This is a genomic window from Nocardia sp. NPDC059236 (assembly GCF_042754085.1).
Taxonomy (GTDB): domain Bacteria; phylum Actinomycetota; class Actinomycetes; order Mycobacteriales; family Mycobacteriaceae; genus Nocardia.
The window spans coordinates 203,816-225,078 of the sequence record NZ_JBHZAF010000010.1 but is presented as its reverse complement, the minus strand read 5'-3'; the positions used below and the strand labels follow the sequence as shown (position 1 = coordinate 225,078).

The following is a 21,263-nucleotide window of genomic DNA, read 5'->3' as shown; positions in this document are numbered from 1 at the left end:
TCTGGGGTACGACACTGAGGGGACGGCCCTGTTCAGGTCGGCCCGTGGCTGCCCGAACCACTGCTCACCGCGCCCGATGTGGCCGAGGACGTGGAGCTCGCCGAGCACGTGTCGATGGCGATGCTGCTGGTCCTGGAAACTCTCACGCCGACCGGGCGCGCAGTGTTCGTGCTGCGCGAGGTGTTCGGCCTGGACTACGACGAGATCGCCGCAGCGGTCGAGAAGACGCCGGCCGCAGTCCGCCAGATCGCCCACCGGGCCCGGTCGCACGTGGCGGCGCGCCGCACGCGCGGGGTCGTTTCCGCGGTCGAGGCCAGGGCGGCGCTGGGGGCCTTCCAACGGGCCATCGACACCGGCCCGGCGCACCACACCAACAAACTCCGCGCGGTTGGGTGGCGATGTTTCGCGTTGGATTCGAGGTGATCGCCGACGGGGTTCGGAAGGTCCGCGCCAGAATGGTTTTGGCGGTTAACGATCGCGTTCGGTGGGACGACATCAGGGCAGCGGATCCGTTGTGGATCGTGGTCGGGGTGATTCGGGTTCAAGGTCAGGGGAGACCTATGCGCAGCACACATGTCAGCCGTCGGTCGATCGCGTTCGCGCTGGTGGGGCAGCGGGCGGGGGTGACTGTTCTCGGCGTCCTCACCTGTGCGGCGGCGATTGCCGGCTGCACGACGACGTCGACGGTTTCGCCCACCAGCCAGCCATCGGAGACGGCTGCCGCCACCGCGACGACTACTGTCCCGGGCTCGGTACCTGAAACGACCCTCGTGCCGACAACGTCATTGGTGGCCGAGCCCCCGGTCGTGCCGACTCAGGCTCCGTCGACGCAGCCGGAGTCGAGCACCGAACCGCAAACCGGGAAGACGTTTCCCGGTGAGGGCCTCACCGCTCAGCAAGCCCGTGACCTGCAGCAGGGCGTGGACAGCGGGCACCAGCCGTGGCGCCTGGATCGCGTCCAGGTCGCAAAGGCCTTCGTGCAGCAGCGATTCGGATGGGCCACTGTTCAGGCCGCCGCGGACGGTCCGACCAGCGTCGTGGTCACCAATCAGGACGGCAGCAAACTCACGCTGCAGGTCGGTCAGCCGGTGACACAGGGCAGCCACGGTATCTGGGTCGTCGATAGCGGCGCCTGGGACTGACTCCAGCGGGAAGGCACTCGGCACCGGCGCGTTCACAAATCGGGCGGGCGCACACAAATTTGCTGATTCCTGTTCGTACACAACATATTTCGGGCCGCGCACGGTGGGGAACGACCGTCAGCAACCTGTTTCGGGAGCACGCAATCGGGAACCCGATGGACAGGGCAGTACACGAACCGGAAGGAGCGCGCTCCTATGCCACGCAATCTCCACCCCGAAACCGTCCGAGAGCCACCCGCGGGCGCCACGGTGCCGACTCTGCTGGACGGTGTGTCGTGGCCCGGCTTCGCCCTGCTGCTGGTCGGTGTCATCGCGCTGGCCATGACGCCCGGTAGCAGCTGGACCGATCTGTGGGCCGCCGCGGCCGCGATCGCACTGATCGCCGGCGTCGGCTGGATCACCGTCGAACATCGGCGGTACCTGGCTCGGGACGAGTCGCCGACGGCTGGAATGGGAACGACGGGCCGGACGCCCAACGTGACCGATCGAGCCCCGGACCGGTCTGCGTCGGCTCGGGGCTCGCTCGGGGGTAATCGCCCATGATGATCGCTCAGCATGTTTGACGGCTCTGGACAGTACCGGGCCGGAGTGCCGCCGATCCGGAGCTGTGGCCTGAGACACGCACACTGTCCAGTGGCTGTTGCCGCTGCCGCCCGGCGGAAGGCGGTCACGGATGGTCGAGCAAGATAGGTGGCGATTTCCCCGAGGTACAAGGAGAAGTAAGTGCAACGCATCGGCGTGATCGGCGGCGGCACCATGGGTGCCGGCATCGCCGAGGTGGCCGCCCGCGCAGGCGGGTCGGTCCTGGTTCTCGAGCGCGACACCGCGGCGGCCGACGCCGCCGTCTCACGCATCGAGAAGTCCCTGGCCCGCGCGGTCAAGTCCGGCCGCCTCGAGCAGGCCGCGGCCGACGAGGCCCGCGCCCGCATCACCCTCACCACCTCGATCGACGACTTCGCCGACCGCGAGCTGGTCATCGAGGCAGCCCCCGAGATCGAGACGCTGAAGACCGAGTTCTTCGCCAAGCTGGACGCCATCGTCTCCCCCGAGACCATCCTGGCCACCAACACCTCGTCCATCCCGGTCATCCGGCTGGCCAATGCCACCGCCAACCCGGGCCGCGTCGTCGGTGTGCACTTCTTCAACCCGGTCCCCGTGCTGCCGCTGGTCGAGGTCGTGGTGACCCTCAAGACCGACCGCGAGGTCGTCGACAAGGTCACCGCCTACGCCCGCGACATCCTCGGCAAGCGCACCATCGAGTCCAAGGATCAGGCCGGCTTCATCGTCAACGCCCTGCTGATCCCGTACCTCTGCAGCGCGATCCGCATGTTCGAGACCGGCTTCGCCAGCGCCGAGGACATCGACGAGGGCATGGTCAGCGGCTGCGCCCACCCCATGGGCCCGCTCCGCCTCACCGACACCGTGGGCCTCGACGTCACCCTCGCCGTCGCCGAATCCCTCTACGCCGAATTCGGCGAGCCGCAGTACGCGCCCCCGGTGCTGCTGCGCCGCATGGTCGACGCGGGCTACCTCGGCCGCAAGACCGGCCGCGGCTTCTACACCTACTGACGCCGTAGGGGCCGCCGCCGGGCAACCGGCGGCGGCGAGCACCTAGCGTGGTCGGCATGACCGGCAACGAGCTCGGCGATTTTCTGCGCGCCCGCCGCGCGGCACTGCGTCCCGAGGACATCGGGTTGATCTCGCACGGCCGCCGCCGGGTGGCGGGGCTGCGCCGCGAGGAGGTCGCCGAGCTCGCCGGAATGAACAGCGACTACTACACCCGCCTCGAACAGGGGCGGGAGCGCCACCCGTCGGCGCAGATGCTGGAGGCGCTGAGCGGTGCGCTGCGACTGAACGAGGCTGTGCGCGAACACCTCTACCGCCTCGCGGGGGTGGCCCCGCCCGCGCGACAACCGGGCCCGGACGAGACGGTCAGCCCCACGCTGCGCCGCATCGTCGACGGTTATCCGGCCGCACCGGCCCTGGTGCTGAACCCGGCCATGGACATCCTCGCCGCCAATGCCATCGCCCGCGCGTTCTTCTCCGGATTCCCGCGCGTCGACAATCTGGCCCGTATGACCTTCCTCGAACCGGCCGCTCGCCGGTTCTGCGTCGACTGGACGTGGACCTGCCAGGCCATGGTCGCGGGCTTCCGGCAGGCGGGGGCGTTGTATCCGGACGATCCGCGCCTGCGTCACGTGGTCGCCGAACTCACCACGGCCAGTATCGAATTCGCCGAACTGTGGCATTCCTACACGCTGTGCACCGCGACGACCGAGCCCCGGGAGTTCTGCCATCCCGACGCCGGTCAGCTGTTCCTGACCTACGAGTCCTTCGATGTGCGCGGCGCCGCGGGCCAGCGGCTGATGGTCTATCAGGCCGAGCCCGGCAGCCCGACCGCCGCGCGCCTGGCGCGCCTCGGTGCTGCGCGAGCCTGGGTATAACGCACCCAGGCAACCGATCGGTTCTGGTACCTACCATCACCGACCGTGAAGCCATTCCCCCACACGCACACTCGGCCGCATCGGATCGCCGCGGCGGGCGCGACCCTGCTCGCGGTGACGGCCACCGGTCTCGCCGCGCCGGGAACCGCTCGGTCCCAACCGGTTTCATGCCCTGCTGTCACCGTCTCGACCGTTGCCACCGCGGTGATCCCGTTCGTCGACTGGGCCGAGAACCTCGGATTCGACGCGCAGGGCAACCTGTGGGTCGCGCGGCTGTACCGGAATGAAGTGCAGCGCTACGACAGTGCGGGCCGGGTCACCGCGACCGTCCCGGTCAGCTCGCCCGGCGCGATCCGCCTCGGACCCGATCAGCTGCTGTATGTCGTCTACGGCGACAACTCGGTGAACCTGCTGCCCGGCCGTCACGACAGCGGTGTCGTCCGTTTCGACCCGACTGCCGCCGCACCGGTTCCCGAGACCTTCGTCGGCGGCCTGAGCATGGCCAATGGTGCGGCGTTCGACACCGAGGGCAATCTGTACGTCGCCGATACCGGGTCCGGTGTGGTCCGGGTCCGGCGCGATGGCACCGTCGACACCGAGTGGTCGGCACAGGCGAAGATATTCGGCGTCAACGGCATTGCCGTCGATGGCGATTCGATCTACACGACGGTCTACCTCACCCCGCAGGGCCGGCTCGTCCAGATCCCGATCGCCGACCCGTCCCGCCAGAGAACCACCACCGACACCCCACTCGCCGACGACCTGGCGGTCGGCCCCGGCGGACTTCTCTACACCGCCACGACCTCCGGCACCCTGCTCCGCGTCGACCCCGACACCCACACCGGCTGCTCGCTCTTGACCAGGGACCCGTTGGCCGCGGTGGCGACGGTCCCCGGCTCAGACCGGGATCTCATGGTTGCCACCGGCCGCGGTGACGTGCTTCGCGTACGCCTCGACGACTGAGTCGGGTGACTCCTGCCGACGGGAGCTGCCTCCACAGGCGGTATGTGCCGGTAACTGCTGCGCGCCGTGGAAAGTCAGGGCCGCCGAGCGGGCCCGTCCGGTGGTGGAAGATCGGGGTCGCTGCCGGTGTCCGGCGCGGATCCCTCACCCGCGGCGGGTCCGATTCTGCGCGGTCGGGCCACGGGTCGAATACCGGTGGCCGGGGCATCGTCACCGGCTCGCTTGCGCCGCATGGCGCCGAGGTCGATGACACTCCCATCCTGCTCGGCGCTACCCGAATCGTTGACCGGAGCGGGGTATGGCCCCGGGCCCGGGTCGACCGGCCACCACCCGGTCTCGCGCTGCAGCTCGGATCGCAGCACCGGCCGGGTCGGCGCCGGATCGTAGACCGAGCCGCCTTCCGGACGCCACGGCTGGTGTGGACGCTCGACGGCTTCTTCGTTCTTGCGCCGCGGGCGACGCGGCAGCCTGGTGATCTTCGACGAGGCATCCCCGGCGTCGGCGTTGCCGCGCTCGGCAGCCTTCAATGCCTCCAGCTGCCTGCGTAGCCGTTCCACAGCATCGAACCTGTTCCCGCCGGGTCCCGGCAGGGATCCACGTCCTGGTACTTCCCGATCCGACATCGACCTAGCCGCCGACGGGTGCCGCCGCACCCGCTCCCGCCATGACCGCCCGAACGCCGAGCCGATCTCCGAACTTCTTCTTCATTGCGTCGCCCACGCACCCATTCTCCCTCAGTCCCGCCGCAGCCGTTTGGCCCGCTCGGTTCTGGCGATCACTAGCACACTTTCTGGTACGAAATCCGCCCAGCGGGAGGTTCACACCTGGGCCTGGCGATCGAGGGCCGATCACTGGCACCGGTCCGGGCTATCGGCCGCGCACGTTGCGCGAGGTTCGAGAGCGGCAGCTGCTCGCGCAACGCACAGGAATCCTGATCGCCGGGGCGTTGGTCAGGCCCAATCCCTACCCGGCGTGCGCCTTTCGGGCCTCGGCGCTGTGCGCACGTCCGCGGAGAAAGCGGACGTAGCCGCTGTGGCGACTCCTCGGCGGCGTGCCCGGAACCAAGGCTGTCTCGGCGAGATCGAGGGAGTCTTCCAGCAGGGCATCGTGCAGCCATCGCCACACGAGTGGCCAGGCGAGCCGGTCCATTCCGTGCGTCCGCATCACCAACTCGTGTGTCAGGCGGCTGTGCGTGGCATCCACTTCTTCCGCGACGAATCCATGCGTTCCGTCGAAGCCGAGCGGGCGACGGAAGCGGAACAGCACCTCACCTCCCGGAACGTACTTCACGCAGGTGTAGCGGATCGGGCCGTGGCCGCCCGATGCGTCGACTCCCAGCGGCCGATCGAATCGCATCGCGGGCCATCGGTCGACCGGCCACAGCCGGTCGTCGTCGGTCGCCAGCGTGTCGAGTAGCCGGCCGACTGCCTGGGCGTCGGCCGCGATCACCCGGCTGTGGACGTTGCGAATCATGATTCCTCCATTTAGCGATTACTCTCCAATTTCAATTAGAGGCTACTCTCTAGAACGTGTCGAGGAAACCTGCGCACAACGCGGACTCGTTACTGGACGCCGCCGCGAAAATCGCTGCGGCAGCAGGCGCCGGCGCGGTCACGATGAGCGCGGTCGCGGCGGCCGCGAGAGCCCCGAGTGGCTCGATCTACTACCGATTTCCCGACCGGGCGGCACTGCTGGCAAGCCTGTGGCTGCGCACGGTCGATCGCTTCCAGAGCGGATTCCTCACGGCCCTGGAAGTCGATCCGCCACAGGAGGCCGCCGTACAGGCCGCGCATCACGTCATCGACTGGTCGCTCCACCACCCGACGGACGCGGCGGTCCTGCTTGCCGGACCGGAGTCGTTCGGATCCGCACAGTGGAGTGCCGAAGCCCGCGAGGCGGCCGCGGCCCGGCAGGCCCGGCTGAACGACGCCGTGCGGAATCTGGGCGATCGCCTGCACTACCGCAGCCGAGCCGACCGCGAACGTCTGGCGCTGCTGATCATCGAGTTGCCGTACGCGGCCGTGCGCCGCAGCGCACGCAATCCCGATGCCGACCTGGCCGGGACCGCCGAGGCCGTCGACCGGATCGTCCGTGACGCGTTGAATCCCGAGCCGCCGACCACGATCGGGGACTGACGCACCGGTCGACGCACGCATTCCCGACCGTGACGCCGAGCGGGCTCCGCGGATCGAGCGCCGAACGGGTCATCATGGCAGCGGCAGCAATTCGACCAGGGTGCCGCGGCCGGTTCCCGGAGGGAGGAGTGCCAGGGCGTGGGCGTTCAGGAGGTTGGCCAGGTGTGGGGTGCCGACAGCGCCGATGGCCCGCCACACTCCGCCTTCGACCTGCCGGACGGGCACGATGCGGGTGCGGTCGTGGTCGGGGGTCGCCGCGTCGGCGATGCGGCCCCAGGACACCGCCGAATCCTGGCGGCCGGTGAGGATGTGCGCCAAGGCCCGACCGGTCACCAGTGTCGCGGCGACGGCGGCCAGGGGGTTGCCCGGCAGGGCGAGCAGGATGCGACCGCCGGGCAGGCGCGCAACCAGGTGAGAACCACCCGGGCGCATGCGGACTCCATCGATCAGGATGCGGGCGCCGATTTCGTCGAGGACATCACGCAACCGGTCGGCGGCGCCGCGCCCGGTGGCTCCGACGGTGATGGCCAGTTCCGCGTCGGTGTCACGGTCGAACCAGGACCGCAACAGTGCACGGTCGTCCGGAAGCCGGGTCAGGTTTCGGACACCGATATCGCAATGGCTCAGATAGTGCGGCAACGCGGTGCCGAGCGCGTCGCGGACCTGGCCGGGCCGCAGGGTTCCGGTGGCGCGGATCTCGTCGCCGGTGAGGAGCAGGTCGGCGCGCAGCGGGCCCCGGACCATGGCGATAGGCGTTTCGGCGCTCTGCGCGACGGAGATGACGGCGGCGTTCACGCGGACACCGGCCGGGGTCAATTCTTCACCGCCGGACCAGGATTCGCCCCGGCGCCGAATGTCGTTGCGGCGCGGTACGCCGGGGGCGAGCACGATCGCCGCCTGCCCGCCGGCCCGCTCGACGTGCACATGTTCCGAGCGCACGACCGCCGTGGTCCCGGCCGGGGTCAGAGCGCCGGTCGCGATCCGCACCGCCTCGCCCTCGGCGAGCGAGATGCCCGATTGCCTTCCCGCGGTGCACGATCCGATGAGCACCCGCCAGCGCGGCCCGTGGCCGCTGACCGCGAACCCGTCCATGGCCGCGGTGTCCGCGGCCGGAAGCGCCGCCATGGCGGTCAATGGCTCGGCCAAGGTCGCGCCGAGCGCTTCGGACAGCGCCGCGTAGCGCGCGGGGATGGCCGGCAAGGCCGGGCGCAGCACCGCGTCGATCTCCGCCACCGCCACCTCCGGCCCGGTTGCCGGCTCGGCGGATCGGGCCTGTACCGCGCTCACGCATCACGTCCTTTGCGATGATTCGACAGATATCCATAAATCCTCGGATACGGAGATTTCGCCGGACTTTCTCCGTAGTTGCCGAAGCATTTCCGGCATCTCACCCGCATCTGCGGTTCGTTGTGCGGGCCGTCCGAACGCACAGGCGGCCCGACCCCATGGAGAGGTGAACGTAACCGCGCACGTGACCATCCGGTAACAGGCCGTTCCTAGCGTGGCGGTGAAGACCCACGAACACGGAGACGCGAGCGGGGAGGAATGTGCAGTGGCGGCAACCGATTCCGGAGCGGACGCGGGCCCAGTGCGGACGGTGTGCTCGTACTGCGGAGTGGGATGCGGGATCACCGTGGAACTCGACAGCGGTCCCGCCGGACCCCGGATCCGCAAGGCGACCGGTGACAAGGCGCATCCCGCCAATGGTGGCCGGCTGTGCACCAAGGGCGGCAGCCACGCCGACATGATGGCGGCCGACGGCCGTTCGACCACCGCGCTGGTCCGGGCCGAGCGCGGGGCGGCACCACAGCCGGCTGCCCTCGATGCCGCGATCACCGACGCCGCTCGACGCCTGCGCGCGCTCATCGACGAACACGGTCCCGACGCGGTCGCCCTGTACGTCTCCGGCCAGATGACGCTGGAAGCCCAGTATCTGGCGAACAAACTGGCCAAGGGATTCATCGGCACCAATCAGATCGAGTCGAATTCGCGGCTGTGCATGGCCAGCGCGGGCAGCGGCCACAAGCTCTCCCTCGGCGCCGACGGACCGCCCGGCTCCTACGATGACTTCGACCATGCCGACGTCTTCTTCGTGATCGGCGCGAACATGGCCGACTGCCATCCAATCCTGTTCCTGCGCATGATGGATCGGGTCAAGGCCGGGGCGAAGCTGATCGTGGTGGACCCGCGCCGCAATGCCACCGCCGACAAGGCGGATCTGTTTCTGCAGATCAAACCGGGCACCGATCTCGCGCTGCTGAACGGCCTGCTGCACCTCCTGATCGAAAACGGCCACACCGCACCGGATTTCATCGCCGAGTTCACCGAGGGCTGGGAGGCGATGCCCGAGTTCGCGCGGGACTATCCGCCCGACGCCGTCGCCGAGATCACCGGGCTCGCGGCCGCCGACATCCGCCGGGCGGCCGAGCTGATCGGCACGGCGGACGAGTGGATGAGCTGCTGGACAATGGGTCTCAACCAGTCCACCCACGGGACGTGGAATACCAACGCCCTGATCAACCTGCACCTGGCGACCGGGGCCATCTGCCGCACCGGCAGTGGACCGTTCTCGCTGACCGGCCAGCCGAACGCCATGGGCGGCCGGGAAATGGGCTACATGGGACCGGGACTACCCGGCCAGCGGTCGGTCCTGGTCGATGCCGATCGGGAGTTCATCGAACGGCTGTGGCAGGTGCCGCCGGGGACCCTGCGCACCGACGTCGGCACCGGAACCATCGACATGTTCGAGAAGATGGCGGCCGGACAGATCAAGGCCTGCTGGATCATCTGCACCAATCCCGTTGCCACCGTGGCGAATCGCAAGACCGTGCTGGCGGGGCTGGAGGCCGCCGAGCTGGTGATCACACAGGACGTGTTCGCCGACACCGAGACCAATGCCTACGCCGACATCACGCTGCCTGCCACGCTGTGGGTCGAGGGCGAAGGTGTGATGATCAATTCCGAGCGCAATCTCACGCTCGTCCGCAAGTCGATTCCGGCGCCCGGCGAGGCCATCCCGGATTGGCAGCTGATCGCCCGAATTGCCTGCGCCATGGGCTATTCAGACGCCTTCACCTACACCGGCGCCGAGCAGATCTTCGAGGAGATCAAAGGCGCGTGGAATCCGAAGACCGGCTACGACCTGCGTGGAGCCACCTACGATCGGCTCCGGGAAGGACCGCTGCAGTGGCCGATCGCACCGGAAGGCCCCGCCCGCAACCCGATCCGCTACCGAGACGACGCCGCCACACCGCGACTGCGGTTCCCCACCGCGTCCGGTCGTGCGGTGTTCTTCCCGCGCCCCCATCTGCCCGCTGCCGAACTGCCCGATGACGACTACCCGTTCGTCCTCAACACCGGCCGGGTTCAGCATCAGTGGCACACACTGACAAAGACCGGCAAGGTCGCCAAGCTCAATAAGCTCAATCCCGGGCCGTTCCTCGAGATCCATCCCGACGACGCGGCGAAACTCGCTGTGGTCGAGGGTGATTGGCTGGAAGTGGCATCGCGCCGTGGCCGTGCTGTCCTACCCGCGGTAGTCACCGACCGGGTCCGGATCGGTACTACGTTCGCGCCGTTCCACTGGAACGACCTGTTCGGCGAGTACCTGACCGTCAACGCCGTCACCAACGACGCCATAGACCCCATCTCCTTTCAGCCCGAATTCAAGGTCTGCGCGGTCACGCTCACCAAGGTCGCCGCACCCATCCGACCCGAGCCGATCGTCGAATCGACCTCAGCCCCCGAACCTGTCGCCGCTGCCGCAGCTTCGGCTGTGCACGAGGGCGATCGTGTGATGGCAGCAGCTGCGCTCCTCGGCATCACCGACCTCAGCGCGCCCGCCCTCACCGACATCGAGTCCGCGTACCTTTCAGGGTTTCTCGCGGGTGTGCAACGCACCGGCGACAACGACGTGGTGCCCGCCGTCTCCGCCACGAATCCGTTGCGCCCCACCGTCACCACCTGGGTCGACGGCATGCTGGCCGGTCTTTTCACACCACACGCCCGCGTCACCCCGGCCGGCCAGCTCGCGACGACCACACCGACCGCCATCCAGACCGCGGAGCCTCCGGCAGCGGAAACGTCCACACCGGCACGCCCGCTGGTGATCCTGTGGGCCTCGCAGACCGGCAATGCCGAGGATTTCGCCACCGAGACCCTCGCCAAGGCATTAGCCGAGCAGAGTCTGGCACCGGCCGTGCACGCCATGGACTCGCTATCGGCCGCCGATCTGCCACGCGCTGCCGATCTCATCGTCGTGAGCAGCACCTTCGGTGACGGCGACGCTCCCGACAACGGCGCCGGATTCTTTGAGACCCTCACCGGTCTATCCGAATCGGCGCTGGCCGGATCACGATTCGCGGTGCTGGCCTTCGGCGACTCGAACTACGACGCGTTCTGCGGGCACGGCAAACGCCTCGACGCGCGGTTGGCCGAACTCGGGGCCGAACGGCTCATTCCCCGTGTCGATTGCGAACCCGACTTCGACGACACCGCTGCCGCATGGCTCGATCAACTCCTGCCGACGCTCGCAGTCCCCACCGACTCGGCAGCGGCATCGAGTACGTCCGCTCCCACGGCGACGGCCGCGCCCGCTGACGCGCAACTCGGCCCGTCGGCGGTGGCACAGACTCGAACCGCCCCGACAGTTACCGCCACGCGTCCTGAGGCGGACAAACCGCTGGGGCAGCTGGTAGGCAATCGGCTGCTGAGTCTGCCCGGCGCACAGAAGGAGGTGCGGCAGTTCAGTTTCGATCTGACCGGCACCGGCCTGAGCTACGACGTGGGCGACGCCCTCGGCGTGCGGCCGTTCAATGATCTAGGCCTGGTGTGGGAGTTCCTGGCCACCACCGGACTCGATCCCGCCGCCGTCGTCGACGTCCCCAAGGTCGGCTCCCTGCCATTTTCTATCGCCCTGGAAGAGCATCTCGATCTGACCAAGGTGACCCCCGAGTTGCTGAAGCACGTCGCGGAGTGCACCTCCGACCCCTACCTCAAGACCTTGCTGCGCCACGACAACAAGGGTGAACTGTCGAAGTGGCTGTGGGGCCGTCAACCGGTCGACATCGCCGCCGACTATCCGGTGCTGGCCGACCCGCAACGCTGGGTCGATATGCTCAAACGCATTCAACCGCGGCTGTATTCGATCTCGTCGAGCCCGCTGTCGGACCCGACGATCGTGCGCACCACCGTCTCTGTCATCCGCTACCCCGGTCCGACGGGTCGACCCCGGGGCGGACTCTGCTCGACCTACCTCGCCGACTCGGAGCAGAACCAGTCCCTGGCACTGCATGTCCAGCGCTCACCCCACTTCCGGCCACCCGACGACCCGACCGTCGCCGCCATCATGATCGGCCCCGGCACCGGTGTCGCCCCTTTCGTCGGGTTCCTGGAACACCGGCAGGCACGCGGCGACCAAGCCCCCAACTGGCTGTTCTTCGGCGAGCAACACCAGGCCACCGACTTCTACTACAGCGAGGAACTCGAACAACTACAAAAGCAAGGAATCCTCACCCGCCTCGACCTCGCTTTCTCACGCGACCAGCGCACCAAGGTCTACGTCCAGGACCGGATGCGCGAACGCGGCGCGCAACTATGGAAGTGGATCAACTCCGGTGCCCACTTCTATGTCTGCGGCGACGCCGCGCGCATGGCCAAGGACGTCGACACCGCGCTGCGGGAGATCGTCGCTCATCACGGCGACATGGATGCCGGCGACGCCGATGCCTACGTCAAGAAGCTCGCCGCGGACAAGCGCTATGTCCGCGACGTCTACTGAACTCGCCGACCTGGTCCGAAGCAGCCACCCGATATCCGAGAATCGCACTTGCGGTACATCGGGGCCGGTAGAACCTCATCCGCGGAAGAATCGGCTCTCCGGCACCGCACATTCGCCTACGCTTGGTGAATGAACGTGCCGGACCTACCAGCGGAACTGGTCGATCTGATCGGCCAGTACGAGTTCGCCTTCCTGGTCAGCATCGGCGACCTCGGACCGCACACCACGCCACAGCACCCCACCCTCACCGGCGGCAGCTTCACCATCACGGCACCCGGACCCGTGACCTGCCGCAATATCACCGCCAACCCGGCGGTCACCCTGCTGTGGCCACCATCCACCTCCGACGGTCACGCGCTCATCATCGACGGCCACGCCACCCTGCGGGACTACACTCTCGAGATCGCGCCGACCCTGGCCGTACTCCACCACACGGCCACCTCGACCGCGACATCACGGCGATGCGCGGACTGCCGGCGCTTCAACCTCGCCCCGCCCGCCCAACTCAGCCGCCTCGGCCAACTCCCCCGCACCGGAAGCTGACCGCCGAACCTCCACCCCCAACTCCGAAAATCGTTTTACCGCTTCGGATCCCGTTGCTACCGTGTTTTCAACACCTCCACCCGACGACACCGGAAGGCGGCCCCCATGACCGAGCTGATTCAGCCCGCAACCACGTTCGACCTCACCCGCCTGCTCCGCGTCCGACTCGGCGTCCGGAGCGTCTCCTAGCGGCTTCGGCATCACCGACCCGCCAGGGCCGCTACCGGGCAAAACGCCACGGAGAGCGGCCCTTTCCATATCCCCTCACCCCACCCCCATTCCCTCGTAGCCCAAAGGTAGAGGCAACGGTCTCAGGTGCCGTCAAGTGTGAGTTCGAATCTCACCGAGGGAACCCACCTTTCACGACCCGCGCACCTGAGTACGCGATCTCGGCTGCACCGATGAATTTCGGGTGGATCCGTCGTCGACTCCTCTGGATAGATCGAGAGACAGGAGTCCAGACATGACGAGACCGTTTCGATTCGGGGTCGTTGCCCCGCTCAGATCCGACCTGCCGACGTGGCGAGATCGTGTGCGCCGCATCGCCGACAGCGGCTACTCGACGCTGCTGGTGCCCGACTTCCCGCAGATGCAACCGGCGCCCGCCCCCATGCTGGCCACCGTCGCGGCCCTGACCGACCTGCGGGTGGGCACCTGGGTGTACGCCTCTCCGCTACGCCCGGCCTGGCTGACGGCGTGGGAAGCGCACTCGCTGTCGCTGTTGACCGAGGGGCGCTTCGAGATGGGCATCGGCACCGGCAGACCGGGAATCGAGGACGAGCTCCGCGACAAGGGAATGCCCGCCGTACCACCGCCTTACGAGCGGCTGGCCCAGGTCCGTGAGACCGTCCAGAGGCTGCGAGATCTCGACGGCCCCGACCATCACACGCCCGTGGCGATGGCCGTACTCGGTCCGAAGGCCCGGGCGTTGGCGGCCGAGGTCGCGGACACGGTCACCTTCGTGCTCGGGGATCAGCCTCGGGGCGAAGTCGAGCGGCTGGCACGCGACTTCCGCACCACCAGCGACGCCGAGCTCGCGCTCGCCGTACCGGTTATCGGCGATACTGTCGCGCCGCACATGGCGCCCCCCGACACCGACACTGCCGCGCTTCGCGCGGCGGACGCACTGACCGTACTTCCGGATGACCCGGCCGCCGCCGCCGAGGAAATCCAGCGGCGACGGGAGGAGATCGGCTTCTCCTATTTCGTCTTCGGCGCCGACTTCGCCGACAGGTTCGCTCCGGTCGTCGCCGAGCTCGCCGGACGTTAGTTGCCTGAACAGCTATTTCAGCCTCGAGCGATCCACTGTTGCATGGCGGCTGCGACCATCGAGTCGCCGTGCGCGCTGGGGTGCCAGGGGAACCCGAGTGGTTCGGTGTGTGGGTCGAACGCTCCGTCCACCCAGGGATCCGCAGTGCAGGCGCCGTGCCCGGCGGTGACCGCTCGGGTGTCGAGGAAGTTCACGTTCAGAATGCCGGCGGCCTCGCGCTGGGCCGTGTCGATCCGGTCCAGGAACCCGGTGACCGCGCCGGCTCGGGGCTGGACCACATCGATGCCGAGGATGCTCGCGCAGGCGGAATCCTGGCCGGGAGAGTGTATCTCCGGGTATCCCACGAAAACGATCCGCGCGTTCGGGGCGTAGTAGCGTATGTACTCCACCGCTTGGCGAACTCGGCTGGCATAGGCCTGACCGGTGATGGTGTCGAGGTCGGGGGCGCGGCCCTGCGCTGCGGCTTCCGAACCGCAACCAGTGATCAGGTCGGTCAGGCACGTGAAGGCACGAGACAAGGCGACCGGGTTGTCGGTTCCCCAGGCGTCGTTCATGCCGAGCTGAATCGTCACGGTCCGAGTGCGTGGTCCGAACGCGCTATCGGACATGGCCCGTTTCACCTGGTGCACCAGGGTCCAGCCCGAGGTGTCGATCGTGCCGCCCTGGCACGAGGTGTCCTCGACGTCGTCCGGCGACAAGCCGATGCGCTGCGTCAGCTGCGTCGGCCATGATGTAGGCACGTGCTTGCAGCCGGGATCCCCGCCCGCGTTCAGCAGGTCGAGGATTTCCCCGTTGGCGGAGAAGGAATCGCCGATCACCACAAGGGTTTTGCCGCCGGGAGTCTCCGCCGTGGTCGGCGGCGCCATCGCGGCGAGCACCGCTGCGGTGCCACAGACCGTGGACGCTGCAAGCCACCGCAACCGAGCCGAACTCTTCAAGCTGTGCACCTCTTATCGATCCGTTGCGAAACATGCGAAGCGTGACCGCTTCAGATTCGAACGCCTACTGTAGCGGCGCGCCGGTAGCGCCGCCGATCGATCGCGAATTCGGCGGACATCCCACCGAGCCCACTCGGCCGATGACTTTCGCGGTGCGATCGCCTCTATATGAGTAGGAGGTAGGAAAATGTTGCTGGAAAACAAGAACGTGGTTGTCTACGGCGCGGGCGGAGCGGTCGGCAGCGCGGTTGCCCGCGGCTTCGCCCACGCAGGCGCCAGGGTCTTCCTGACCGGGCGAAATCCCGACATCGTCAACACCGTCGCGAAGGAAATCTCCGCCGCGGGCGGCGGCGCCGAGACCGCTGTGGTCGATGCCCGGGACGAGAAATCCGTCACCGAGCACCTCGACGCCGTCGTCGCTGAAGTCGGCGGCATCGACGTGTCGTTCAACGCGATCGGAATCTCACCGCTGGGACTGCAGGGAATCCCGCTCACCGACCTATCGGTCGACAATTTCATGCGACCCGTCACGACGTACGCCCAGGCTCACTTCGTGACCGCGAAATCCGCTGCACGGCACATGATTCCCCGAGGATCAGGAGTGATCATGATGCACACACCCGAACCCGCCCGGGTGCCCCTGCCCCTGGTCGGCGGCATGAGCGTCGGCTGGGCGGCGATGGAGGCCCTCAACCGCGCGCTGTCCGCCGAATGGGCCCAGCACGGCGTCCGCTCGATCTGCCTGCGCACCACGGGCATGGTCGAGACACCGGTCATCGACGTCGTTTTCGGGCTGCACGCCGACGCGCTGGGCATCCCCAAAGACCAATTCACCGCCGCCGTCAGCGCGATGACCCACCGCAAACGCCCGACCACACTGACCGAACTCACGGCTGTCGCGGTATTCCTCGCCTCCGACCGAGCATCCGCGATGACCGGAACCGTCGCCAACCTGACCGGCGGAATCATCGTCGACTGACCACCACGGAGGAGCAAGGCAATGAACGATCTACTCGCGAGCGCGGTTGCCGCGCACGGTGGTTCGGACCGATGGAATCGGATCCGGGCGATCCGCGTCGATGCCGCCATCACCGGGGCGTTCTGGCAGGTCAAGGGAAAAGGCGATGCGCTGAGGGACGTCCGCTTCGAGGTGGACACCACGCGGGAACGGCTGACCATGGACTTCGCCGGTCGAGACCGACGGTCGCTCTTCGAGCCCAACCGGGTCGTCCTGCAGCAACGCGACGGCACGGTGGTCGACGCGCGCGACGACCCGGAGCGCTCGTTCGACGGCCACCAGTTCCAAACGCCGTGGGACGACCTACATCTCGCGTACTTCACCGGGGAAGCACTGTGGACGTACCTGAATACGCCGTTCCTGTTCACGTGGCCGGGGTTCGTCTGCGAAGAGATCGCGCCCATCGAGGCCGACGGTGAAACATGGCGGCGGCTACACGTGACCTTCCCCGACCACATCAAGAGCCACACCCGTAAACAGGTGTTCTGCTTCGGCCCGGACGGGCTGCTGCGCCGCCACGACTTCGCCATCGACATCGTCGACCCGGCCACCGAGTCACAGCTTTACGCCGCCGACTACCGCGATATCGACGGCATCATCATCCCGGCCACCCGACGGGCCTACACCACCGTGGGCGACGACCGGATCGTCCTGGTCGCCATCGACATGGCCGACATCACCGTTCGTTGATCACGATGAACAACACCCACAGCAGGATCGGCGGATCATGCACACAATGACTGAAGCCACGACCAGCAACGAGGATTTCGGACGGCTGAGCGAACCGTTCCGACGCGAGCTGCTCGCCTACTGCTACCGCATGCTCGGTTCGGTCGACGACGCCGAAGAAGTGGTGCAAGACGTCTATCTCGACGCCTGGCGGGCCTACGACGGGTTCGAGGGCCGATCGTCGTTGCGGACCTGGCTCTACCGCATCGCGACCCGGGCGTGTTTCAAAGCGCTGGAAAAAAGCAGACGCAGGCCGCTGCCCGCCGATCTCGGCGACCCCGAGACACATCCGGAGACCAGGCTGATCGAGCGAAGCCCGGAGGTGTCGTGGCTCCAGCCGATACCCGACGTCCTGTTCACCGCCGCACCGACCGACCCGGCAACCGTCGTGGTGCAACGACAGACCATGCGGCTCGCCCTGATGGGGGCACTGCAACAGCTACCACCGCGACAACGAGCCGTGCTGATCCTGCGTGATGTGCTGCAATGGCGGACCGCCGAGGTCGCGCAACTGCTGGAGATGACAACGGCGGCCGTCAACAGCGCGCTGCAGCGAGCGCGAGCCCAGGTTCCGCTCAGCGAGGACGGTCTGACCGAACCGGCCGAACCCCGGCAGCGCGCCCTGCTCGACCGATACGTCACCGCATTCGAAACCGCGGACGTCGATCAACTCGTCGCGGTCTTGACCGAAGACGCACGATGGGAAATGCCGCCGATCGCAACCTGGTTCGAAGGCCGCGACACCATCCTCGCCTTCCTGGCCAGACAGATGCGGATGATCGGTCCGGCCGAGCTGGTCGCCACCTCCGCCAATGGACAGCCCGCCTTCGCGGTGTACGCCCGCGGCCACGACGGCGCGCACCATCCACACGCGCTGCACGTATTGACAATCACCGCCGAAGGCGTCACCAGAATCGTCGCGTTCCACGGCTCCGGGCTGTTTCCGCTGTTCGGACTCTGACCAGGTAACGGCATGTCCGAACAGGAAAACATCGCCCGGCAAGACGCCGAGCTGCGCGCACAGCTGCGGCTGTTCTGCCAACTCATGCTCGGTTCAGCGGACGCCGCCGACTGCATGATTCGGCAGATCTACCAAGAGAATTGGCCATCGGAACGCCTTCAACTGTTCCGTATTGCAGCCGCCCGCTGCGGGATCCGCCGATAAGCTCACGACGGATCGGCGTTGTTGTGGATGCTGCCCATCACCTCAGCCCTGCGCTGAAATGACTGCGGCGTCACTGATTTCGAGCAGGCGGCGGCGCGCCTTCGGGTCGAGGGCTTGCGTGTGCGGATGGGTCTGCCTGGTGCCGTTGAAATACCGGCCTGTCATCTGTGACAGGTCCGGATCGCAGATCAGGCGGAGGGTCGCGGCCGCGCCTTCGTCGATGGTGCTGATCGGCGTGATGCCGGACTCCAGCACCATGGTCGTCGCCATGCGGGTGGCCGGGTGCAGGGCGTTCACGGTGACACCGGTTCCGCCGAGTTCTTCGGCGTACTCGATGGTTGCCATGATCATCGCCAGCTTGGCGTGGCAGTAGGCGGTGTACACGTCGTAGCCGTGCTCGGGGGTCGGATCGTCGAGGTTGATCTCCTGCTGCCCGGCGGAGGCTACGTTCACCACCCGCGCCGGCGCCGAGGCTCGCAGCAGCGGAAGCAACCGCCGGGTGAGCCGATACGGGGCCAGATGGTTGACCGCCCACAGTAATTCGTTGCCGTCGGCGCTGAGTTCGCGTCTCCCGCCCGGTCGGCCGCCGGTGCCGGCATTGTTCACCAGCACATCCAATCGTGAAGTGCAGGCGATGATCTCGTCGGCCAGCCGGTCCACCTCGGCGAGTCGTGACAGATCGGCCAGGATGATCCGCGGAGCGTGCCCGCTCGCGGCGGCTACCTGGGCCGCGACCGCCGCGGCCCGATCGGGGTTGCGTCCGTGCAGGATCAGCCGGGCGCCCGCCGCGCCGAGACGCACCGCGAGTTCGCGGCCGAGTCCGTCGGTCGCGCCCGTGATCAGCACAGTGCGATCGGCCATGCGGTCGATACCTTTGTCGCTCATAACGTTTCCTTGCCTTACCGACCTCGTCAGGATGCTCGAGCGGAATTCACGGCAGTGTCTCCGCCGTGGCGACGAGCGTCGCTCGGCCCAGGATGTGGCCTGCGATGGTGAATCCGAGCAGAGCGGGCGTGGAGTCGGCGGCGATGCCGATGTCGTCGAGATCCAGAGCGTGCACGGTGACGAAATAGCGGTGCTCACCGTGCCCTGCCGGCGGTGCCGCACCGATGTATCGAGGTAGGCGCGCGTCGTTCGGCAATTGGAAGGAGCCGGCCGGCAACCCCATGCCCGCGTCGTCTCCGGCGCCCTCGGGAAGGCTCGTGGTCGTGGCCGGGATGTTGGCGACAGCCCAGTGCCAGAAGCCGGAGCCGGTGGGGGCGTCGGGGTCGTACACGGTCACGGCGTAACTCTTGGTGCCTGCTGGGGCGCCACTCCAACTCAGTTGCGGGGAAACGTCTTTGCCGCCAGGGGCGCCGGAGGACCACTGTGCGGGTTGCCAGGCGGCGCCGTCGCTCACCGTGGTGCTGGTGACCGTGAACGAGGCTGCCTCGGGGAGCCGGGCGAAGGGATTGTTTGCGCTCATCGTGTCGTGCCTTTCGAGTCGTGCCGGACAGGCAAGATCGACGATATCAGAAATAATCGATTATTTTGAAGATCGTCTATCATCGGACCATGACCAGGGCAGCCCACACCTCGACGGCACCGGAGAAGCAGATGCTGTCCGAGCAGATCTACGCACACCTGCGGCACGCGATCATGCGCGGCCAGTGCGCGCCCGGTGGCGCGCTCAAGCCGCAGGATCTGGCCAAGCAACACGGTGTGAGCCTGGCTGTGGTGCGCGAGGCGCTGGTGCGACTGGTCGGTGAGGGCCTGGCCGAACGGCTGACCAATCGCGGCTTCGCGGTCCCGGCCTTTTCCGATCGCCGCTGGCAGCAGATCGGCGAAGCCCGCCGGACCATCGAGCCGGTCCTGCTACGCATGTCGATCGAACGGGGTGACGTCGACTGGGAGGGCGATGTCCGAGCCGCCCACCACCGCTTGGCGCGCACACCGGCATTCACCCCGGAGGACGGCGAGTACTACAGCGAGGCCTGGGCCGAGGCCCATCGGGTGTTCCATCGCACCCTGTTGGAGGGGTGCGGCAACCCGGTGTTGCTGGAGACCTTCGACCGGATGTGGGTCGCGAGCGAGCTGGCCCGCCGCTGGTCGGCACACCGCAACCCCGACCGCGACGGCATCGACGAGCATCGCCGATTGGAGGAGGCGGCGCTGGCCCGTGACCCCGACACCGCCGCCGACCTACTGACCCGACACCTCACCCTGACGACGGCCGCGCTCACCGAGCAAGAAAGCTGACAGCTCGAAAACCGTTTTACCACTTCAGAACCCCGCTGCTACCGTGATTCCAACACGTCCAGCAGACGACAGGAAAGGCGGCAAGGTGACCGAGCTGATGCAGCGTCCGACGATGTTCGACCCGAGCCGTCTCCTCCACGTACGCAACGGTGTACGGAACCGCCCCTGAAGGTCTCGATTACCGCAGACCGATCAGGGTCGCTCCCAACGTTCGTCGGGAGCGACCCTTTCTCATTCCTCCCGAAACACAGCAGCCCAGCCCGCGCACCTCAACGGCGAGTAGGTGTCAATGACGACATCCGCGCGGGCCGAGTGCCCGTAGCTCAGCGGAGAGAGCGCCTGCCTACGAAGCAGGAGGTCGAAGGTTCGAATCCTTTCGGGCACACTACATTTCGATCAGGGACGAGTGATGCGTCGGCCATCACTCCATGAAGGTCACCTACGGGTTGTAGATTTCCACGTAGGCGTTGGTGGCGACCGCGAAGACGCCGGGTCCGGTGCCTGTGCAGGCCGCCGTAATACGGTCACCCGACGGAGTGAAGGGGTAGCTGAGCACCTTGTAGGGGCCGACGGCGTACAGCGGGAACGGCCCGCTGGCGTAGAGGCCGACGCAGTCGAGGTGAAGTACGTAGTTGGATCCACCGTCGGGCCGGCAGACTGCCGACGCGTCGAACACCCCCTTCGTCACGGTGCAGTCCTGCGGCGCGGCCTGCGCGGTACCCGACCCGACGACGGCTGCGAAACCCAAACCCGAAATGCCCGCGATCGCAACCCGTCCGGCGACACTCAACGACGTCTTCATGAAGACCCTTCCGATTGGCGTTGTGTTGTTCGTCGTAGCAGAGCCCAATTTTGTTTCCATTCTGAAGTTTTTGGCCGTGCCCGGCCCGCATCACGGA

General features: G+C 67.4%; 21 protein-coding genes, 2 tRNA genes and 1 pseudogene. 17 read left to right on the top strand and 7 right to left on the bottom strand.

Annotated features, from left to right (window positions below):
• Nucleotides 1–36: 36 nt before the first annotated feature.
• From ACFXIV_RS26600 to ACFXIV_RS26575, 6 genes and pseudogenes are all read left to right on the top strand, one after another.
• A pseudogene (locus tag ACFXIV_RS26600) lies at nucleotides 37–357 on the top strand (sigma factor-like helix-turn-helix DNA-binding protein); the annotation flags it as partial.
• A gap of 62 nt (nucleotides 358–419) precedes the next feature.
• A complete protein-coding gene (locus ACFXIV_RS26595; protein ID WP_379398645.1) occupies nucleotides 420–1,142 on the top strand; it encodes a hypothetical protein in 723 nt (240 codons plus the stop codon).
• Between the two features lie 195 nt (nucleotides 1,143–1,337).
• Complete coding sequence (locus ACFXIV_RS26590) at nucleotides 1,338–1,685, top strand: hypothetical protein (RefSeq protein ID WP_379398643.1); 348 nt, start codon at nucleotides 1,338–1,340, stop codon at nucleotides 1,683–1,685.
• Nucleotides 1,686–1,865: 180 nt separating this feature from the next.
• Nucleotides 1,866–2,711 (top strand): 3-hydroxybutyryl-CoA dehydrogenase, encoded by an 846-nt coding sequence (locus ACFXIV_RS26585; RefSeq protein ID WP_356998454.1) that lies wholly within the window; start codon nucleotides 1,866–1,868, stop codon nucleotides 2,709–2,711.
• 56 nt (nucleotides 2,712–2,767) lie between these two features.
• Entirely contained in the window at nucleotides 2,768–3,586 is an 819-nt protein-coding gene (locus ACFXIV_RS26580) for a helix-turn-helix transcriptional regulator (protein ID WP_379398641.1), read from the top strand.
• A 45-nt stretch (nucleotides 3,587–3,631) separates the two neighbouring features.
• On the top strand, nucleotides 3,632–4,549 hold the full coding sequence (locus tag ACFXIV_RS26575; protein WP_379398639.1) for an SMP-30/gluconolactonase/LRE family protein: 918 nt from the start codon (nucleotides 3,632–3,634) through the stop codon (nucleotides 4,547–4,549).
• A 74-nt stretch (nucleotides 4,550–4,623) separates the two neighbouring features.
• Here the strand turns inward: ACFXIV_RS26575 and ACFXIV_RS26570 are convergent, their stop codons facing one another.
• The gene (locus ACFXIV_RS26570) at nucleotides 4,624–5,106 is read right to left on the bottom strand and encodes a hypothetical protein (RefSeq protein WP_379398638.1); all 483 of its coding nucleotides are present in this window, start codon (nucleotides 5,104–5,106) and stop codon (nucleotides 4,624–4,626) included.
• Nucleotides 5,107–5,512: 406 nt separating this feature from the next.
• Entirely contained in the window at nucleotides 5,513–6,022 is a 510-nt protein-coding gene (locus ACFXIV_RS26565) for an SRPBCC family protein (protein WP_379398636.1), read from the bottom strand.
• 56 nt (nucleotides 6,023–6,078) lie between these two features.
• Between ACFXIV_RS26565 and ACFXIV_RS26560 the strand changes: the two genes are divergently transcribed.
• Complete coding sequence (locus ACFXIV_RS26560) at nucleotides 6,079–6,684, top strand: TetR/AcrR family transcriptional regulator (RefSeq protein ID WP_379398634.1); 606 nt, start codon at nucleotides 6,079–6,081, stop codon at nucleotides 6,682–6,684.
• Nucleotides 6,685–6,756: 72 nt separating this feature from the next.
• Here the strand turns inward: ACFXIV_RS26560 and ACFXIV_RS26555 are convergent, their stop codons facing one another.
• A complete protein-coding gene (locus tag ACFXIV_RS26555; protein WP_379398632.1) occupies nucleotides 6,757–7,971 on the bottom strand; it encodes a molybdopterin-binding protein in 1,215 nt (404 codons plus the stop codon).
• 265 nt (nucleotides 7,972–8,236) lie between these two features.
• On the opposite strand from ACFXIV_RS26555, the gene ACFXIV_RS26550 reads away from it, so the two are divergent.
• The 4 genes from ACFXIV_RS26550 to ACFXIV_RS26535 all read left to right on the top strand — a co-directional run bounded on the left by ACFXIV_RS26550 (nucleotide 8,237) and on the right by ACFXIV_RS26535 (nucleotide 14,276).
• A complete protein-coding gene (locus tag ACFXIV_RS26550) occupies nucleotides 8,237–12,463 on the top strand; it encodes a molybdopterin-dependent oxidoreductase (RefSeq protein ID WP_379398630.1) in 4,227 nt (1,408 codons plus the stop codon).
• A 129-nt stretch (nucleotides 12,464–12,592) separates the two neighbouring features.
• On the top strand, nucleotides 12,593–13,006 hold the full coding sequence (locus tag ACFXIV_RS26545; protein WP_379398628.1) for a pyridoxamine 5'-phosphate oxidase family protein: 414 nt from the start codon (nucleotides 12,593–12,595) through the stop codon (nucleotides 13,004–13,006).
• Between the two features lie 279 nt (nucleotides 13,007–13,285).
• Nucleotides 13,286–13,358: transfer RNA gene (locus ACFXIV_RS26540), tRNA-Leu, on the top strand.
• A 111-nt stretch (nucleotides 13,359–13,469) separates the two neighbouring features.
• Nucleotides 13,470–14,276: an LLM class flavin-dependent oxidoreductase gene (locus ACFXIV_RS26535; protein WP_379398626.1), complete on the top strand. Its 807-nt coding sequence runs from the start codon at nucleotides 13,470–13,472 to the stop codon at nucleotides 14,274–14,276.
• 17 nt (nucleotides 14,277–14,293) lie between these two features.
• Here ACFXIV_RS26535 and ACFXIV_RS26530 read toward each other — a convergent pair whose 3' ends face one another.
• Entirely contained in the window at nucleotides 14,294–15,214 is a 921-nt protein-coding gene (locus ACFXIV_RS26530; RefSeq protein WP_379398624.1) for an SGNH/GDSL hydrolase family protein, read from the bottom strand.
• Nucleotides 15,215–15,401: 187 nt separating this feature from the next.
• Between ACFXIV_RS26530 and ACFXIV_RS26525 the strand changes: the two genes are divergently transcribed.
• Genes ACFXIV_RS26525 through ACFXIV_RS26510 form a run of 4 tightly spaced genes read left to right on the top strand, consistent with a single transcriptional unit; the run spans nucleotide 15,402 to nucleotide 18,126 of the window.
• Nucleotides 15,402–16,193, top strand: a complete 792-nt coding sequence (locus ACFXIV_RS26525) for an SDR family NAD(P)-dependent oxidoreductase (RefSeq protein ID WP_379398622.1) — start codon at nucleotides 15,402–15,404, stop codon at nucleotides 16,191–16,193.
• Between the two features lie 21 nt (nucleotides 16,194–16,214).
• Nucleotides 16,215–16,922 (top strand): hypothetical protein, encoded by a 708-nt coding sequence (locus tag ACFXIV_RS26520; RefSeq protein WP_379398620.1) that lies wholly within the window; start codon nucleotides 16,215–16,217, stop codon nucleotides 16,920–16,922.
• Nucleotides 16,923–16,959: 37 nt separating this feature from the next.
• Entirely contained in the window at nucleotides 16,960–17,922 is a 963-nt protein-coding gene (locus ACFXIV_RS26515; protein ID WP_379398618.1) for a sigma-70 family RNA polymerase sigma factor, read from the top strand.
• A 12-nt stretch (nucleotides 17,923–17,934) separates the two neighbouring features.
• On the top strand, nucleotides 17,935–18,126 hold the full coding sequence (locus ACFXIV_RS26510) for a hypothetical protein (protein WP_379398616.1): 192 nt from the start codon (nucleotides 17,935–17,937) through the stop codon (nucleotides 18,124–18,126).
• A gap of 42 nt (nucleotides 18,127–18,168) precedes the next feature.
• On the opposite strand, the gene ACFXIV_RS26505 is transcribed toward ACFXIV_RS26510, so the two are convergent.
• Both ACFXIV_RS26505 and ACFXIV_RS26500 read right to left on the bottom strand, forming a co-directional pair.
• Nucleotides 18,169–19,011 carry an SDR family NAD(P)-dependent oxidoreductase gene (locus tag ACFXIV_RS26505; RefSeq protein WP_379398614.1) on the bottom strand — a complete coding sequence of 281 codons (843 nt, stop codon included), beginning with the start codon at nucleotides 19,009–19,011 and terminating at the stop codon, nucleotides 18,169–18,171.
• 46 nt (nucleotides 19,012–19,057) lie between these two features.
• Nucleotides 19,058–19,591: a YbhB/YbcL family Raf kinase inhibitor-like protein gene (locus ACFXIV_RS26500; RefSeq protein WP_379398612.1), complete on the bottom strand. Its 534-nt coding sequence runs from the start codon at nucleotides 19,589–19,591 to the stop codon at nucleotides 19,058–19,060.
• 89 nt (nucleotides 19,592–19,680) lie between these two features.
• Here ACFXIV_RS26500 and ACFXIV_RS26495 point away from each other — a divergent pair, with 89 nt between their 5' ends.
• On the top strand, nucleotides 19,681–20,364 hold the full coding sequence (locus tag ACFXIV_RS26495) for a GntR family transcriptional regulator (RefSeq protein ID WP_379398610.1): 684 nt from the start codon (nucleotides 19,681–19,683) through the stop codon (nucleotides 20,362–20,364).
• A 312-nt stretch (nucleotides 20,365–20,676) separates the two neighbouring features.
• Nucleotides 20,677–20,749, top strand: a tRNA-Arg gene (locus ACFXIV_RS26490).
• Nucleotides 20,750–20,803: 54 nt separating this feature from the next.
• Here the strand turns inward: ACFXIV_RS26490 and ACFXIV_RS26485 are convergent.
• Entirely contained in the window at nucleotides 20,804–21,166 is a 363-nt protein-coding gene (locus tag ACFXIV_RS26485) for a hypothetical protein (RefSeq protein ID WP_379398608.1), read from the bottom strand.
• Nucleotides 21,167–21,263 lie beyond the last annotated feature (97 nt).